This is a genomic window from Corynebacterium nasorum, assembly GCF_032821635.1.
In the GTDB taxonomy this organism is placed as follows: domain Bacteria; phylum Actinomycetota; class Actinomycetes; order Mycobacteriales; family Mycobacteriaceae; genus Corynebacterium; species Corynebacterium kefirresidentii.
This window is the reverse complement of record NZ_JAVBIE010000001.1, coordinates 215187-230359: the sequence shown is the minus strand read 5'-3', so window position 1 is coordinate 230359 and position 15173 is coordinate 215187. Positions and strand designations below refer to the sequence as shown.

At 57.3% G+C, this 15173-nt stretch carries 12 protein-coding genes, 1 pseudogene and 1 riboswitch; of the genes and pseudogenes, 7 read left to right on the top strand and 6 right to left on the bottom strand.

Annotation, left to right across the window (positions count from 1 at the left end; genetic code table 11):
- Positions 1–11: 11 nt before the first annotated feature.
- The 3 genes from ctaE to ctaC form a co-directional block, all read right to left on the bottom strand.
- On the bottom strand, positions 12–623 hold the full coding sequence (ctaE, locus tag RAE07_RS01075) for an aa3-type cytochrome oxidase subunit III (protein WP_432417960.1): 612 nt from the start codon (positions 621–623) through the stop codon (positions 12–14).
- 545 nt (positions 624–1168) lie between these two features.
- Positions 1169–1600 carry an aa3-type cytochrome oxidase subunit IV gene (ctaF, locus tag RAE07_RS01070; protein WP_049361050.1) on the bottom strand — a complete coding sequence of 144 codons (432 nt, stop codon included), beginning with the start codon at positions 1598–1600 and terminating at the stop codon, positions 1169–1171.
- Between the two features lie 19 nt (positions 1601–1619).
- Positions 1620–2693: an aa3-type cytochrome oxidase subunit II gene (ctaC, locus tag RAE07_RS01065; RefSeq protein ID WP_049361049.1), complete on the bottom strand. Its 1074-nt coding sequence runs from the start codon at positions 2691–2693 to the stop codon at positions 1620–1622.
- A gap of 388 nt (positions 2694–3081) precedes the next feature.
- On the opposite strand from ctaC, the gene asnB reads away from it, so the two are divergent.
- The gene (gene asnB / locus RAE07_RS01060) at positions 3082–5004 is read left to right on the top strand and encodes an asparagine synthase (glutamine-hydrolyzing) (protein ID WP_317001135.1); all 1923 of its coding nucleotides are present in this window, start codon (positions 3082–3084) and stop codon (positions 5002–5004) included.
- 66 nt (positions 5005–5070) lie between these two features.
- On the opposite strand, the gene RAE07_RS01055 is transcribed toward asnB, so the two are convergent.
- Complete coding sequence (locus RAE07_RS01055) at positions 5071–5415, bottom strand: HesB/IscA family protein (protein ID WP_005324455.1); 345 nt, start codon at positions 5413–5415, stop codon at positions 5071–5073.
- A 141-nt stretch (positions 5416–5556) separates the two neighbouring features.
- On the opposite strand from RAE07_RS01055, the gene RAE07_RS01050 reads away from it, so the two are divergent.
- Together RAE07_RS01050 and RAE07_RS01045 are read left to right on the top strand one after the other, a co-directional pair.
- Complete coding sequence (locus RAE07_RS01050; RefSeq protein WP_200288854.1) at positions 5557–6249, top strand: DUF3043 domain-containing protein; 693 nt, start codon at positions 5557–5559, stop codon at positions 6247–6249.
- 12 nt (positions 6250–6261) lie between these two features.
- Positions 6262–7056 (top strand): nicotinate-nucleotide--dimethylbenzimidazole phosphoribosyltransferase, encoded by a 795-nt coding sequence (locus RAE07_RS01045; protein WP_200288853.1) that lies wholly within the window; start codon positions 6262–6264, stop codon positions 7054–7056.
- A gap of 8 nt (positions 7057–7064) precedes the next feature.
- On the opposite strand, the gene RAE07_RS01040 is transcribed toward RAE07_RS01045, so the two are convergent.
- A complete protein-coding gene (locus RAE07_RS01040; protein WP_282439251.1) occupies positions 7065–8162 on the bottom strand; it encodes a branched-chain amino acid aminotransferase in 1098 nt (365 codons plus the stop codon).
- Positions 8163–8265: 103 nt separating this feature from the next.
- Here RAE07_RS01040 and RAE07_RS01035 point away from each other — a divergent pair, with 103 nt between their 5' ends.
- The 3 genes and pseudogenes from RAE07_RS01035 (at position 8266) to thiC (ending at position 12536) form a co-directional block, all read left to right on the top strand.
- Complete coding sequence (locus RAE07_RS01035; protein ID WP_248099868.1) at positions 8266–9753, top strand: leucyl aminopeptidase; 1488 nt, start codon at positions 8266–8268, stop codon at positions 9751–9753.
- 38 nt (positions 9754–9791) lie between these two features.
- Entirely contained in the window at positions 9792–10328 is a 537-nt protein-coding gene (locus tag RAE07_RS01030) for an isochorismatase family protein (protein WP_317001133.1), read from the top strand.
- A gap of 316 nt (positions 10329–10644) precedes the next feature.
- A riboswitch (TPP riboswitch) is annotated at positions 10645–10755 on the top strand.
- Positions 10754–12536, top strand: a pseudogene (gene thiC / locus RAE07_RS01025) (phosphomethylpyrimidine synthase ThiC). (Overlaps the previous riboswitch by 2 nt.)
- Here the strand turns inward: thiC and RAE07_RS01020 are convergent.
- Positions 12528–12938 carry a hypothetical protein gene (locus RAE07_RS01020; protein ID WP_023021164.1) on the bottom strand — a complete coding sequence of 137 codons (411 nt, stop codon included), beginning with the start codon at positions 12936–12938 and terminating at the stop codon, positions 12528–12530. The pseudogene thiC and the gene RAE07_RS01020 overlap by 9 nt on opposite strands.
- Positions 12939–13063: 125 nt before the next feature.
- Here RAE07_RS01020 and sucB point away from each other — a divergent pair, with 125 nt between their 5' ends.
- On the top strand, positions 13064–15109 hold the full coding sequence (gene sucB, locus RAE07_RS01015) for a 2-oxoglutarate dehydrogenase, E2 component, dihydrolipoamide succinyltransferase (protein ID WP_317001132.1): 2046 nt from the start codon (positions 13064–13066) through the stop codon (positions 15107–15109).
- Positions 15110–15173 lie beyond the last annotated feature (64 nt).

Below are 15173 nucleotides of genomic sequence, written 5' to 3'. Positions count from 1 at the left end.
AGTGGCCAGTTCTACTGGACCAAGTAAATAACGGTGAAGACGCCGATCCACACAACGTCAACGAAGTGCCAGTAGTAAGACACTGCCATTGCGGCGGTCGCCTGCGCCGGCGTGAACTTGGACTTAGCAACGCGCGCCAGGATGATTGCAAAAGAAATCAGACCTGCGGTCACGTGCGCAGCGTGGAAGCCGGTGATGATGTAGAACACCGAACCGAAGACGCTGGACTGCACAGTCACACCTGCGTGAATCAACTCGGTCCACTCGAATGCCATGATGCACAGGAACACAACGCCCAGTACCAGCGTCACGGTGTACCAGAGTCGAAGCTTGTAAACGTCACCCCTTTCTGCGGCAAACACGCCGAACTGAGAGGTCACAGAAGAAGTAATCAGCACTGCCGTAATGAGGAAACCCATGGGCAGGTTGATATGGGCGGTGTGCTCCGCCCAGTCGCCTTCTTGACCGTTTGCTCGCGAGGTGAACCACATCGCGAACAGTCCGGCAAAGAACATCAATTCCTGAGACAGGAACACGATGGTGCCCACACTGACCATATTTGGTCGGTTCAGTGAGGCAGCACGTGGTGCTGTCATACCTTGGTTAGAAACTACGCTCGTCACAGAGGCCATTATGGCTGTTCTGGGCGGCAAAGTCACCTCGATTCCCCCCGTTATCACTATTCATTTTTGATGCTTTAGCCAGCAGACGTTCAGCCAGTTCCCTGCGATATTTTTATTTTTTCCGCCGGGAACTTTTTCCTCTGCTTTACGACGCCCCATCGATGCAGGTGACAACACACGAGGCCCCACGCTTAGCAATTCCCGAGCGCCCCCACCTCAGTAATTCTGACCTGTAGATGCATTAACAAGTACGCGAGATTGATACTTTCTGGAGAGATAAATCACACCCACTCACCACCCCAAACCCGCAGGTCTACAACTTTCGGTCGACCCCCGCGAAAAGTCGCCTCTACGTGCCCGAATGACGTAGACAGTCAGGTAGCAGCCTTGCTAGATATCCAGCCACTACCCCACCACAGAAAAGTTTTTTGGAATCTAGGGAACTTTTTCGCGGAACATCCGACTACCGATCGCCAAAGCCCTCCTAGCTTCCAAAGCTAGGAGGGCGGAGAAGTTTTAGGCGGGGATTTCTTCAGAGTGAAGAACTAGTGCTTTTCCTTTGGCAGACCGTACTGCAGGGAAAGACCGGTGCATGCCGCGATGAGGCAGACAGCGCCGAGAGCGATCAACCAGAAGTAGAGGAAGATGATACCCAGGCCAAGGAGGGCGATAGCACCGGTCATAGCCAGCGGCCAGATGGAGCCTGGAGAGAAGAAGCCTAGGATGCCAGCCGCGTCCTCGGTCTCTGCCTCTTCCCAATCCTCTGGCAGGACGTCGCTGCGGTTATCGGTGAAGTGCAGGTAAGCACCGAGCATCATGCACAGCAGGAAGGCAAGGAACATACCCACGATGCCAACCCACTCGGCACCATACAGGTAGCCGTCGTCCTTAACGAAGGTAACGCCGAAGATGTAGACAATCAGCGAGACAAGAAGGTAGGTCGCGATTGAGTAAAAGACTTTCGATGTTGCACGCATTGTGTTGTGTCCTTATCTCTTATGCCGCCGTGTTGACGAAGTTGTCACCATTAGCGGTATCACGCTCGCCGGAGAACGGGTGGGTGGTAACCGCGTATGGGTCCTGACCGATTTCCTTGAGAGCCTCGGCGTTGGTAGCTTCCGGATTGTTCTCGCGGAACTTCATGTACTTGTTGAAGTCCTCTGGGGATACAACGCGGATTTCAAAGTTCATCATCGAGTGGTAGGTACCGCACATCTCGGCACAGCGACCAACGAATGCGCCCTGCTTCTCAATCTTTTCCACCTGGAAGCTACGCTCCTGAGCGTTTGCCTCTGGGTGTGCGTAGACGTCGCGCTTAAATAGGAACTCCGGTACCCAGAATGCGTGGGATACGTCCCCAGAAGCGAGACGGAATTCAATCGCGGTATCGGAAGGAAGAACCAGAACCGGAACCTCTTCGGTAGTACCGACAGTCTCAATCTTGTTGTAGTTCAGGTAGGAAAGGTCGCCCATGGACTTGCCGTGGATTGGGTTCGGGTTATCGATACCCTCTGGGTCGTGAGCAGACTTTTCTGCCTCGGCCTGACGTTCCTTATCAGCACCGTCATAGTTCTCACCGTTAACGTGGTTCTCCGCGTAACCGAACTTCCAGTTCCACTGGAAAGCGGTGACGTCGACGACGACCTTCGGATCCTTATCCAAGGCGGTAACTTTCTGCTGGGTCTGAACGGTAAAGAAGAACAGGCCCATGATAATGAGGATCGGAACGATGGTCAGAACCATCTCAAGCGGTACGTTGTACTGAATCTGGCGCGGGAACTCGCCCTTGCCATCCTTCTTCGCCTTCTTCGCGCTCCAGCGGAAGATAGCGGTGAGGAATAGGCCCCACATAATAAAACCAACGATCCATGCAGCAACCCAGACCCAAATCCAGAAGTTGTACATGGCCTCTGCCTCAGGGGTAATACCCTTTGGCCAACCGAATCCTAGGAGGTTCTCTACAGCAGTTGGCGCCTGAACGTCACAACCTGCCAGAGCGAGTCCACCCAGAGCAAGTGCGCCAGCTACGCCCGCCTTGCGGGCAAAGGTGCGCTTATTACGCTGTCCCACGTGTGTTCTGCCTTTCTGTCCACACAAAACTTCTCGAATACTCACAGAGCACTCTTACCCAATCAGAATAGAGGAAAATTGCCAGATTCCCAGCCTATTTAAAGGCATAAAAGGGCACCTAGTGCACTCATTTCATATTCTCCTTCTTGTAGGTTACCGCCCCACCTGCACAATGTTCCAACCGGACCCTAAGGTTCCAACACGGCCATGTGTGTCAATTCACAGCTTGTCCGGGGATACATCAACCGAAAGTTCGCACCCTATCGGGGAAGCTATTTCCAAGGCAGCCAACAGCTTTCCTTAAGCCGTGGCGTGTTCTAGTTTGCACCTCTCGAGCCGTAAAGTGGGTGACTAGCAATAGACGCTTATATTAAGGAGCAATCTTTACATGTGCGGACTTCTTGGCATGCTCGCCGCCACGGGCGACGTAGATAAGTACGTTGACGCGCTAGAACGTTCCCTGCCTTGCATGCGCCACCGCGGCCCAGATGCGGCAGGCACCTGGCACGACGGCGATGCTGCCTTTGGCTTCAATCGCCTGTCCATCATTGACCTAGAACACTCCCACCAGCCCCTTCGCTGGGGTCCGGAGGACCAGCCTGACCGCTACGCCTTGACCTTCAACGGCGAAATCTACAACTACGTAGAACTACGGGAAGAGCTCAAGGGCCTCGGCTATACCTTCCATACCGAAGGCGATGGTGAGCCTATCGTGGTGGGCTACCACCACTGGGGCAAGGACGTGGTCAACCACCTGCGCGGCATGTTCGGCATCGTCATCTGGGACACCCACACTAAGACGATGTTTGCTGCCCGCGACCAATTCGGCATCAAGCCGCTGTACTACGCCACCACCGACGCTGGCACTGTCTTTGCCTCCGAGATGAAGTGCATTCTGGAAATGGCAGACGAGATCGGTCTAGAGCTCAACCTTGACCGCCGCGCCATTGAGCATTACGTCGACCTGCAATACGTCCCGGAGCCGGAGTCCCTCCACGCGAATATCCGCCGCGTGGAATCCGGCTGCACCGTTACCCTTCGTCCAGGCGAAGAGGTTGTCTCCGAGCGCTACTTCAAGCCCCGCTTCCCTGTTCAACAGGTAAAGCAAGGTGAAGAGCAGCAACTCTTTAACCGGATTGCGGAGGCGCTGGAGGATTCCGTAGCTAAGCACATGCGCGCCGACGTCACCGTAGGCTCCTTCTTGTCGGGCGGCATTGACTCCACAGCTATTGCCACCCTGGCTAAGCGCCACAACCCTGATCTGCTGACTTTCACCACCGGCTTCGAGCGCGAGGGCTACTCTGAGGTCGATGTCGCGGCAGAGTCCGCGGAAGCTATTGGCGTGGAGCACATCGTCAAGATTGTCTCCCCGGAGGAGTATGCCGAGTCCATCCCGAAGATCATGTGGTACCTGGACAATCCGGTAGCTGACCCTTCGCTGGTGCCGCTCTATTTCGTGGCCCAAGAAGCCCGCAAGCACGTCAAGGTTGTTCTTTCCGGTGAGGGCGCGGACGAACTCTTTGGTGGTTACACCATCTATAAGGAGCCACTGTCCCTCGCTCCCTTTGAGAAGATCCCTTCCCCACTGCGCCGAGGGTTGGGCAAGCTCTCCCAGGTGCTGCCAGAAGGCATGAAGGGCAAGTCTTTGCTCAACCGTGGCTCGATGACCATGGAAGAGCGCTACTATGGCAACGCACGTTCCTTCAATTTTGAGCAGATGCAGCGGGTTATCCCGTGGGCGAAGCGCGAATGGGACCACCGTGAGGTTACTGCGCCCATCTACGCCCAGTCTGAGGGCTTTGACCCGGTCGCACGCATGCAGCACCTAGACCTCTTTACCTGGATGCGCGGTGACATCTTGGTCAAGGCCGATAAGATCAATATGGCCAACTCGCTTGAGCTTCGCGTGCCCTTCTTGGACAAGGAAGTCTTCAAGGTGGCCGAGTCCATCCCTTATGACCTGAAGATTTCCCACGGCACCACCAAGTACGCACTGCGCAAGGCAATGGAGCAGATCGTTCCGGCCCACGTTCTGCACCGCAAGAAGCTGGGCTTCCCCGTGCCGATGCGCCACTGGTTGGCCGGCGACGAGCTCTACGGCTGGGCCCAAGACACCATCAACGAATCCCAGACCGAGGACATCTTCAATAAGAAGGAAGTTCTCGAGATGCTCAAGGAGCACCGCGACGGCGTCTCCGACCACTCCCGCCGTTTGTGGACCGTACTGTCCTTTATGATTTGGCACGGCATCTTTGTGGAAAAGCGCATCGATCCGCAGATCGAGCAGCGCGACTATCCAGTCAAGCTCTAAGAGCCTTCCACACATACACAAGAGGGTGGGTGCCATCGGCACCCACCCTCTTTGCTGTCCTTCTTTTTAGTTGAAGGAATCGCCACAGGCGCAAGAACCGGTGGCATTCGGGTTATCGATGGTAAAACCCTGGGACTCGATGGTGTCAGCGAAGTCAATCTTGGCACCGGTCAGGTAAGGAACGGACATCTTGTCCACGACGAGGTTTACGCCGCCTACCTGGTCGACCTTGTCACCATCCAAGGTGCGATCATCAAAGTAAAGCTGGTAGCGCAGGCCAGCGCAGCCACCAGGCTGAACGGCAATGCGTAGGGAGAGATCGTCGCGGCCTTCCTGATCAAGCAGCGCCTTTGCCTTAGCGGCTGCTGCTTCAGTCAGAATGACGCCGGTTGCGGAAGCTGGAGCGGTCATCACTTCTCCTCAATAAGTATTGGTTTCGTTGCCACTACCCTACCCGCTTCTTTCAGGTGGGAAAAGGTAGCCCACTGCTACAACATCTACTGGGCCGGGCCTATTCCCCTATTCGCGCCTAAACCTTGTAGTGTGAGGAGCGTGAAACTCCCGTGGCAAAAAGATGACAAGACCTCCACTGAGCCCGCTCCTGCGCAGGACAAGGCGCAGGAAGAAATTCAGAAAGAGCCCCAGCGCAAGGGCTATACCCCACCGAAGGGTCGTCCTACGCCAAAGCGCTCCGAACAAGAGATCGCGCGCGGCGTAAAGCGCGATCCCCATGGCATGTCCGAAGCACAGCGTTACCAGCACCGCAAGGACATGAAGAAGTCCATGAGCAAGGACGAGTGGAAGGAATATAAGAAAAAGGAGCGCCAAGAGCGCCAGCAGGCCAACCGTGAGCAGCAGGCCCGCATGGCTGACGGTGATCCACGTTTCCTTCCCGCTCGCGATCAGGGCGCAGAACGCGCCTATGTGCGCGATTGGGTAGATGCGCGCCGCAGCTTGAGCAATTGGGTTATGCCAATGGCCCTAGTTCTCATCGTGGTCGTGTTCTTGACTTACGCGGTACCAAGCATCGCGACGGTCATTAACGCGGTGGCGATGGTTATCCTCATTATCTTTGCCATCGAGGGCATCATCTTGGCCCGCCGCTGCAATAATGCCGTGCGTACCAAGTTCCCTGGCACCACTGAAGCCGGCTTTAGCCTGGGCTTTTATGCATATTCCCGCGCCAGCCAGCCGCGCAAGTGGCGCATTCCGCGCCCCCGCGTGGAGCTCGGTGCTGACGTTTAGGGAGATGTGCTCATGGCCATTCCGCAGCCCGATTCTCAGGCACGTACCGCACACGACGCACAGCTCGCGCCTTATGGGCGCCTGACCGAAGCCGCCCAATGGCTAGCCGCCTGCCAAGGCAGCGCCCCCGCTCAGGAGCCGCAGCGTATACGAGCCATCGTCTTTGCTGAGCAGGAGCCCCAGCTACCGGCTCCCGAGACCGCTGCGCGTCGGGCCGGGGCCGGACTGAATGTAGTCACGGTGACGGATCTATCCCAGGCATATGACTTGGGAGCCGCTACCGCAGATGCGGAAATTGATGCCGGTGCGGACCTACTGATTCCCGGCGGCGTGGAAAGCGCCCGCGTCCCCGCCGTGGTCATGGCGACGATGACGCAGACGGAGCCGGTAGTGATCGTCGGCAAGCAGCCCAGCGTGGAAGACTGGAAGCGAGAGGTCTCTGCCATTCGAGATGCTATGTTCCGCGCCCGCAACCTCGAGGGCATGGAGCTCGTAGCCTCCTGCCAGTCTGCGGTGCTGGCCGCTGCGGTGGGGCTCATTACCCGAGCCGCGGAGCGTCGCACGCCCCTCCTTATCGATGCCCCCTTAACCGCAACCGCGGCGCTCCTTGCCGAGCGCGATAACCCTGGGGTGAAAGAGTGGCTCTTTGCCACTACCCTTTCCACCGCCCCTGCCCATGAGTTGGCGCTAAGAAAACTGGGCCTCCAGCCACTGCACCAACTGGCAATGGAGCCGGAGCCCACCCTCGGCGCCCTAGCGGCGCTGCCGATGCTACTTACCGGAGTCGAGATCGCCGCAGACGCCTAAGCCGCGGCCTATTTCACCAGGGTATGCAGCCAGCCATGGGTATCTTCCACGGCACCGCGCTGAATTCCGGTTAGGTGCTCGCGCAAGGTCATGGTGATCTCGCCTGCTTCATTGCCATTGACCTGGAAATCGGCGGAATCGCCCAGCACGTGGCCCACCGGGGTGATAACCGCGGCAGTACCGCAGGCAAAGGCCTCCGACATTGCGCCGGATTCTGCATCGCGCTGCCATTCCTCGGCCGTAATGCGGCGTTCGGTGACCTTGTAGCCCAGGTCTTGGGCAACTTGCAGAAGAGATTCGCGCGTGATGCCCGGCAACAAGGAACCGGATAGTTCTGGCGTAACAATCTCCACATTCTCGCCGGAGCCATAGACAAACATGAGGTTCATTCCGCCCATTTCTTCGATGTAGCGGCGTTCAATAGCGTCCAACCAGACCACCTGGTCACAGCCCTTTTCATCCGCCTGAGCTTGGGCCAATAGCGAGCCCGCATAGTTGCCCGCAAACTTGGCCGCGCCGGTGCCGCCGGGCGCTGCGCGCACGTAGTCGGTGGACAGCCAGACGGATACCGGTTTGATGCCGCCACTGAAGTAGGAACCCGCTGGGGAGGCTATAAGCACGTAGCGGTAGGACTTGGCCGGGTGAACCCCCAAGGAAACCTCGGTGGAGATCATAAAGGGACGCAGATACAACGCCGCTTCTCCACCGGCTTCCGGTACCCAGTCCTTATCTACTTCCACCAACTGGCGCAAAGACTCAATAAACTCCTCCTGCGGCAGCTCCGGCATAGCCAAGCGTTCAGCAGAGTTGATAAACCGCTGGGCATTATGGTCGGGACGGAAGGTGGCAATGGAATCATCGGGCTGACGATAGGCCTTGATGCCTTCAAAGATTGCCTGCCCGTAGTGGAATACGTTGCTTGCCGGTTCCATTGTCATCGGCCCGTACGGTCTTACCTGAGCATCGTGCCAGCCCTTTTCTTCGGTCCAATCAATGGTGACCATGTGGTCCGTAAAGTGCTTGCCAAAGCCGGGGTTGGCGAGGACTTCACTCAATTCCTCCGCAGACGTGGGATTATCGGTCCGAGTAATCGTGTAATCAAGCATGCCCACAATCTACCCCTTTATCTATAGCGAGGCAGGAATAAGTTCACCGCTGCGCGGTACAGTAGAGGGAAGATTGATAAGCCTTTTTATAAAGGAGGACACTATGGCACAAAACGAATTGCCCGCACGCGGTCACTTTCCCAAGCTAAAGCTGGGGAAGAAGGCTCCTAAGAAGGCGGACGCGCTACTAATCGCTGCGTTCCAGGGCGAAGGCGGGCTAGAACTGCCGGGTACCGAATTGCTAGGGGCTGCCGCACTTCGCTCCACCTATGAGGCACTGGTGGCCGTAGGGGCTTCCGGCACGGCCGGCGAGGTCACGCGCGTACCGGCTCCAGCTAAGGCTGGCGTAGCCTCCATCATCGCCGTGGGATTGGGCGAAGCAGAAGAAGTAGACGATGAAACGCTGCGCCGCGCTGCAGGCCAGGCCGCCCGCTCCATTAACAAGATTGAGCAGGTAGCTACCTCTCTGGGCGATTTTGGCATCGCCCCAGTGGTAGAAGGCCTCATCCTCGGCGGCTATAAGTACTCCGGCCTACGCAGCGAGCCATCTACGGTGCCCACCACCTTTACCGTAGTGGCCGAGAAGTCAGCTCAAGAGGAATTTGAAAACGCGAAGATTACCGCTGAATCCGTTCTTCTCGCCCGCGATCTGGTCAATTCTCCATCCAACCTGCTCTACCCAGAAAGCTACGCCGCTTTCCTTTCCGCCCAAGCAGCAGAGGCGGGCCTTGAGGTAGAGGTCTTGGATGAAAAGGCCCTAGAAAAGCAGGGCTTTGGCGGCATCCTGGCGGTCGGCCGTGGCTCTGCACGTCCGCCGCGTTTGGTCCGCTTGAGCTGGCGCCCGAAGAAGGCCAAGCGCCACGTCGCGCTGGTGGGCAAGGGCATTACCTTTGATACCGGCGGCATTTCCTTGAAGCCAGGCGCCAAGATGTGGGACATGATTTCCGATATGGGCGGTTCCGCCGCAATGGCCGCTGCCATCATCGCTGCGGCAAAGCTGAACCTCAAGGTGGGTATCACCGCTACCCTGCCACTGGCAGAAAACATGCCAGGCAGCGATGCCACCCGCCCAGGTGACGTCATCACCCACTACGGCGGCATTACCTCCGAGGTGCTCAACACCGATGCGGAAGGTCGCCTCGTGCTTGCTGATGCCATTGCGCGCGCCAGCGAGGACAACCCTGACTACCTCATTGAAACGGCTACTCTCACCGGCGCCCAGATGGTTGCTCTAGGTGAGCGGACCGCCGGCGTTATGGGTTCCGAGGAATTCCGTGACCGCATGGCCGAAGTCGGCCGCGAGGTGGGCGAGAAGGCTTGGGCCATGCCGCTACTGGAGGAACACGAGGAATCGGTAAAATCCGCCAGCGCCGATATCCGTAATATCAACGCTAAGCGTGAGGGCGGCATGGAATATGCCGGCACCTACCTCCAACACTTTGTGGGTGAAGGAATCGAATGGGCCCATATCGATGTGGCCGGCCCTTCCTTCAACACCACTGGCGCTTATGGATACACCCCAAAGATGGGCACCGGCGTACCCACCCGCACGGTGGTAGCAGCCCTGCGCGAAATTGCTGAATTAAAATAGCACCACAGCAGGCTTTATGCGATTAAACTCCTAAAGGCATGAAGCCTGCTCTCATTATCGTTGACGTTCAATATGACTTTTGCCCCGGCGGTGCCTTGGGTACCGAACGAGGCAATGAAGTCGCTGCCAAGATCGCTACCCTGCAACAGGATTATGACACCGTCGTAGCCACGCAGGATTGGCATATAGATCCGGGCTCTCACTTTTCCCAGAGCCCGGATTTTGTTGATTCTTGGCCCGTGCACTGTGTAGCCGAATCCCACGGAGCGGCCATGCATGAGGCTATCGGGCCGACCCAAGCCTACTTCCGCAAGGGTGAATACACCGCCGCCTATTCCGGATTTGAGGGTGCTGCTAACGGCACCCTGCTTGCTGACTGGTTGCGCGAGCACCACATCGATGCCGTAGACATCGTGGGCATTGCCACCGATCATTGTGTTCGTGCCACCGCTGCTGATGCCCTACAGGAGGGGTTCACCGTCCGCGTTCTGCGTGACTATTGCTCCCCGGTAGATGAATCTCGCGGTGAGGCGGCGTTGCAAGAGTTGGCCGCTGCCGGTGCCACGATCTGCTAGGCAAAAGAAAACGCCTGCGGCCCTCGAACCGAAAGTGGTCCGAGGGCCGCAGGCGTCTCTCTACAAGGTGTTTCCATGTATCGGCTAAAACAGCCGCCCTCTGGAAACATGAGGGGTTCTCTCTATCTCTCTCGCATGCGCTCTCTCAAACGCATGAATTTAGTATGGGTTACCGATATTGGATACGGGTGGAAAGATCCTGAAAGTTTCCTGTTGATCTAGCAACCACATTCCTTCACCCTCCCACCACGCATCGCTAGGCCTAGACCACATGCGGAAAACCCTGCGCTGGGTGAAGCGTTTGTTATACGGTGATCTGCGTCCCCACGGGTGCCCGAGCACGGGCTGAGAGTGCGCTACAGCTGCGCATCTACCGTTCGAACCTGTTTGGTTAATACCTACGAAGGAAGAGAGGAGAGCCTGCCATAACGGCTGCCCCAGAAAACCACCCCAAGCATTCCTATTCCCCCCATTCGACACAACGGCTTAGAGGTCCCAGAGACCGAAATCCACTTGGACGATTCCCCTCATGCCCCTAACGAGCCCTTCCGCGTTTACCGCACGCGTGGTCCCGAATGCGCACCGGAGCAGGAGCTTCCGGCATTACGCACCGAGTGGATTCAAAAACGCGCGGATACCGAAGAATACCAAGGCCGCAACCGAGAGCTCGCTGACGACGGCCGCGCCGCACAGCGCCGCGGTGCTGCCTCCCAAGAATGGAAGGGCTCTAAGCGCCTGCTACTTAAGGCGAAGGCAGGCCAACGCGTTACGCAGATGCATTATGCCCGCCAGGGAATTATTACCCGAGAAATGGAATTTGTAGCTCTGCGCGAGCATTACGATGCGGAATTCGTACGTCAGGAGGTCGCTCGCGGCCGCGCGATTATTCCCAATAATGTCAACCACCCCGAGTCCGAGCCTATGATCATTGGCCGCAAATTCCTTACCAAGATTAACGCCAATATCGGCAACTCAGCGGTAACCTCCTCCATCGATGAGGAAGTATCCAAACTGCGCTGGGCTACCCAATGGGGTGCGGATACCGTCATGGACTTGTCTACGGGTGACGATATCCACACCACCCGTGAGTGGATCTTGCGCAACTCCCCGGTTCCCATCGGCACCGTCCCGATTTACCAAGCATTGGAAAAGGTCAATGGCGTAGCGGAGGACCTCACGTGGGAGATCTTCCGTGATACCGTCATCGAGCAATGCGAGCAGGGCGTGGACTATATGACGATTCACGCTGGTGTGCTTTTGGCCTATGTGCCTTTAGCTAGCAATCGCGTGACTGGCATTGTAAGCCGCGGCGGCTCGATTATGGCGGGCTGGTGCTTGGCCCACCACAAAGAATCTTTCCTTTACGAGCACTTTGATGAGTTATGCGAGATTTTTGCGCAATACGATGTTGCATTTTCGCTTGGCGACGGCCTGCGTCCCGGCAGCCTAGCCGATGCGAACGACGCAGCCCAGTTCGCTGAACTTAAGACGATTGGCGAACTTACCCGCCGGGCTTGGGAGTATGACGTCCAAGTCATGGTGGAAGGCCCTGGGCATGTCCCGCTCAACATGATTCAAGAAAATAACGAGCTCGAGCAGGATTGGGCCTCTGACGCGCCCTTTTATACTCTCGGCCCGCTAGTTACCGATATCGCTCCCGGCTATGACCACATCACTTCTGCCATCGGCGCGGCCCATATCGCTATGGGTGGCACGGCGATGCTGTGCTACGTGACTCCGAAAGAGCACTTGGGCCTACCCAATCGAGATGACGTAAAAACTGGTGTCATTACCTATAAGATTGCCGCGCACTCCGCGGACGTGGCCAAAGGTCACCCTGGCGCCCGTGCCTGGGATGACGCGATGAGCAAGGCCCGCTTTGAATTCCGCTGGAATGATCAGTTTGCGCTTTCCCTCGATCCGGAAACCGCGCAGGCTTACCATGACGAAACCTTGCCTGCCGAGCCAGCAAAGACCGCCCACTTTTGTTCCATGTGTGGCCCCAAGTTCTGCTCTATGCGCATCAGCCAAGACATTCGGGATATGTTTGGCGGGCAGATGGCCGAGCTAGGCATGCCAACGCTAGGTGAGCAAGTCCGCGAGGCCGTCGACGGCACTGCACCGGAGAAAGGCATGCAAGAAAAGTCTGCCGAATTCCGCCGCCGCGGCTCCCAGGTCTACCTACGTGAAGAGAGCGATCTAGCTTAATTCAGTCCCCGTATCGGGGTTCTCGCCGCGCTCGAACCGGGCGCGGCGTTTTCTTTGTTCTTCCCTTTTACGCAGAATGCGGTTTCGCTCCAGGCGTTCACGCATGCGCTGCGGGTAGCCGGTTTCTTCCACGTCATAAATATCGCAGCTCAATAATGCGGCCACCGCGTCGATACCCTTTGGCCCGCCGATGCGACGGCGGATGAACTCGCCGTTTTCATCGACAACGACAACCGACATCTCGTTGACCACTGTTTCCGGCTCCACAAAGGCCTCTACATACATTCTTCCGGCGGCCCACTGTTGCAAATCCTGCGCGTCTTCTGGGCGGATGGTCTCCCCCGGTCCGCGGGGTGGTCGCAGTGACGATCTGGACTTGTTGCGGCGGAAGGGGTTGAACATAATTCCCTAGCTTACCCGGAAGGAGGGTAGTTACTAACCCCACATCTGCACGAGGGTGAGCATCACGCTGTAAGATTGTCGGGTAGCGATAGAACACTTCCAACTTTCGAGGAGTCTTATAACTCATGGCGAACTCCGTTGAGATGCCCGAGCTGGGCGAATCCGTAACCGAAGGCACCATCACGCAGTGGCTCAAGTCCGTCGGCGACACCGTCGAAGTAGACGAGCCTTTGCTCGAGGTCTCCACCGACAAGGTCGATACCGAAATCCCCTCCCCCGTAGCCGGCACCATTATTGAAATTAAGGCTGACGAGGATGACACCATCGAGGTTGGCGAGGTCATTGCCATCATCGGTGACGAGGATGAGGCAGGCTCCGCATCCAACGACTCCTCCGCTGACAAGGACGAGGAAGAAGCAGAAGAAGCTCAGGTAGAGCCAAAGGCTGACTCTTCTAACGGCGGCTCCGGCGACGCATCCGACGTGGAAATGCCAGAACTTGGCGAGTCCGTCACCGAAGGCACCATCACCCAGTGGCTCAAGTCCGTCGGCGACACCGTCGAAGTAGACGAGCCACTGCTCGAGGTCTCCACCGACAAGGTCGACACCGAAATTCCATCCCCAGTAGCAGGCACCCTGGTAGAAATCCTCGCCGACGAAGATGACACCATCGAGGTAGGCGCAGTCATCGCCCGCATCGGCGACGAAAACGCCACCGCATCCTCCTCCGACTCCAAGCCAGAACCACAGGCCGAAGAAAAGAAGGAAGAGGAAAAGGAGGAAAAGAAGGAAGAGCCAAAGGCTGACTCTTCTAACGGCGGCTCCGGCGACGCATCCGACGTGGAAATGCCAGAACTTGGCGAGTCCGTCACCGAAGGCACCATCACCCAGTGGCTCAAGTCCGTCGGCGACACCGTCGAAGTAGACGAGCCACTGCTCGAGGTCTCCACCGACAAGGTCGACACCGAAATTCCATCCCCAGTAGCAGGCACCCTGGTAGAAATCCTCGCCGACGAAGATGACACCATCGAGGTAGGCGCAGTCATCGCCCGCATCGGCGACGAAAACGCCTCCGCATCCTCCTCCGACTCCAAGCCAGAACCAAAGGCCGAAGAAAAGAAGGAAGAGCCAAAGGCAGAGGAAGACAAGAAGCCGGAGCCAAAGGCAGAGGACAAAAAGGAAACCCAGCAGGATTCTTCTCTCAATACCTCCGCGAAGGTCAACAACGGCGACAACGTTCCTTATGTCACCCCACTGGTACGCAAGCTGGCTGACAAGCACGGCGTAGACCTCAACAACGTTGAGGGCACCGGCGTCGGTGGCCGTATCCGCAAGCAGGACGTGCTTGCTGCCGCTGGCGAGGGAGACGCACCTGCCAAGTCTGGTGCGCAATCCGACAACTCCCCACGCGCTCGTTGGTCCACCAAGTCTGTGGATCCGGCCAAGCAGGAGCTTATCGGCACCACCCAGAAGGTTAACCGCATTCGCGAAATCACCGCTTCCAAGATGGTAGAGGCGCTGCAGATTTCCGCACAGCTTACCCACGTGCAGGAAGTCGACATGACTGCCATCTGGGATATGCGCAAGAAGAACAAGCAGGCATTCATCGACAAGCACGGTGCCAACCTGTCCTTCCTGCCATTCATCGTGAAGGCTACCGCTGAGGCCCTAGTCTCCCACCCGAACGTCAATGCGTCTTATAACCCAGAAACCAAGGAGATGACCTACCACGCGGACGTCAACATCGCTATCGCTGTTGATACGCCGAAGGGTCTGCTCACCCCGGTCATCCACAAGGCACAGGACATGACCCTGCCGCAGATCGCGCAGCAGATTGCGGAGCTGGCTGATAAGGCCCGCAATAACAAGCTGAAGCCGAACGATCTGACCGGTGCTACCTTCACCGTGACCAACATCGGTTCCGAGGGCGCCATGCTCGATACCCCGATCTTGGTTCCGCCACAGGCCGGCATTCTGGGTACCGCAGCCATTGAGAAGCGTCCGGTGGTTGTCAACGAAAACGGCCAGGATGCCATTGCCATCCGCCAGATGTGCTACCTGCCATTCACCTACGATCACCAGGTGGTTGACGGTGCGGACGCAGGCCGCTTCATCACCACCATCAAGGATCGCCTGCAGACCGCGGACTTCCAGGCAGACCTCGAAGTCTAAAGGTTCTATCGCCGCTTAAAGCCTTCCAGCCCTACTGCGGGGCTGGAAGGCTTTTGCCATGTCT

Excerpts from the sequence above, each read along its gene's own strand:
- ctaF (WP_049361050.1), bottom strand. The coding sequence starts at position 1,600 with ATGCGTGCAACATCGAAAGTCTTTTACTCAATCGCGACCTACCTTCTT.
- asnB (WP_317001135.1), top strand. The coding sequence starts at position 3,082 with ATGTGCGGACTTCTTGGCATGCTCGCCGCCACGGGCGACGTAGATAAG.
- RAE07_RS01055 (WP_005324455.1), bottom strand. The coding sequence starts at position 5,415 with ATGACCGCTCCAGCTTCCGCAACCGGCGTCATTCTGACTGAAGCAGCA.
- RAE07_RS01045 (WP_200288853.1), top strand. The coding sequence starts at position 6,262 with ATGGCCATTCCGCAGCCCGATTCTCAGGCACGTACCGCACACGACGCA.
- RAE07_RS01040 (WP_282439251.1), bottom strand. The coding sequence starts at position 8,162 with ATGCTTGATTACACGATTACTCGGACCGATAATCCCACGTCTGCGGAG.
- RAE07_RS01035 (WP_248099868.1), top strand. The coding sequence starts at position 8,266 with ATGGCACAAAACGAATTGCCCGCACGCGGTCACTTTCCCAAGCTAAAG.
- RAE07_RS01030 (WP_317001133.1), top strand. The coding sequence starts at position 9,792 with ATGAAGCCTGCTCTCATTATCGTTGACGTTCAATATGACTTTTGCCCC.
- RAE07_RS01020 (WP_023021164.1), bottom strand. The coding sequence starts at position 12,938 with ATGTTCAACCCCTTCCGCCGCAACAAGTCCAGATCGTCACTGCGACCA.
- sucB (WP_317001132.1), top strand. The coding sequence starts at position 13,064 with ATGGCGAACTCCGTTGAGATGCCCGAGCTGGGCGAATCCGTAACCGAA.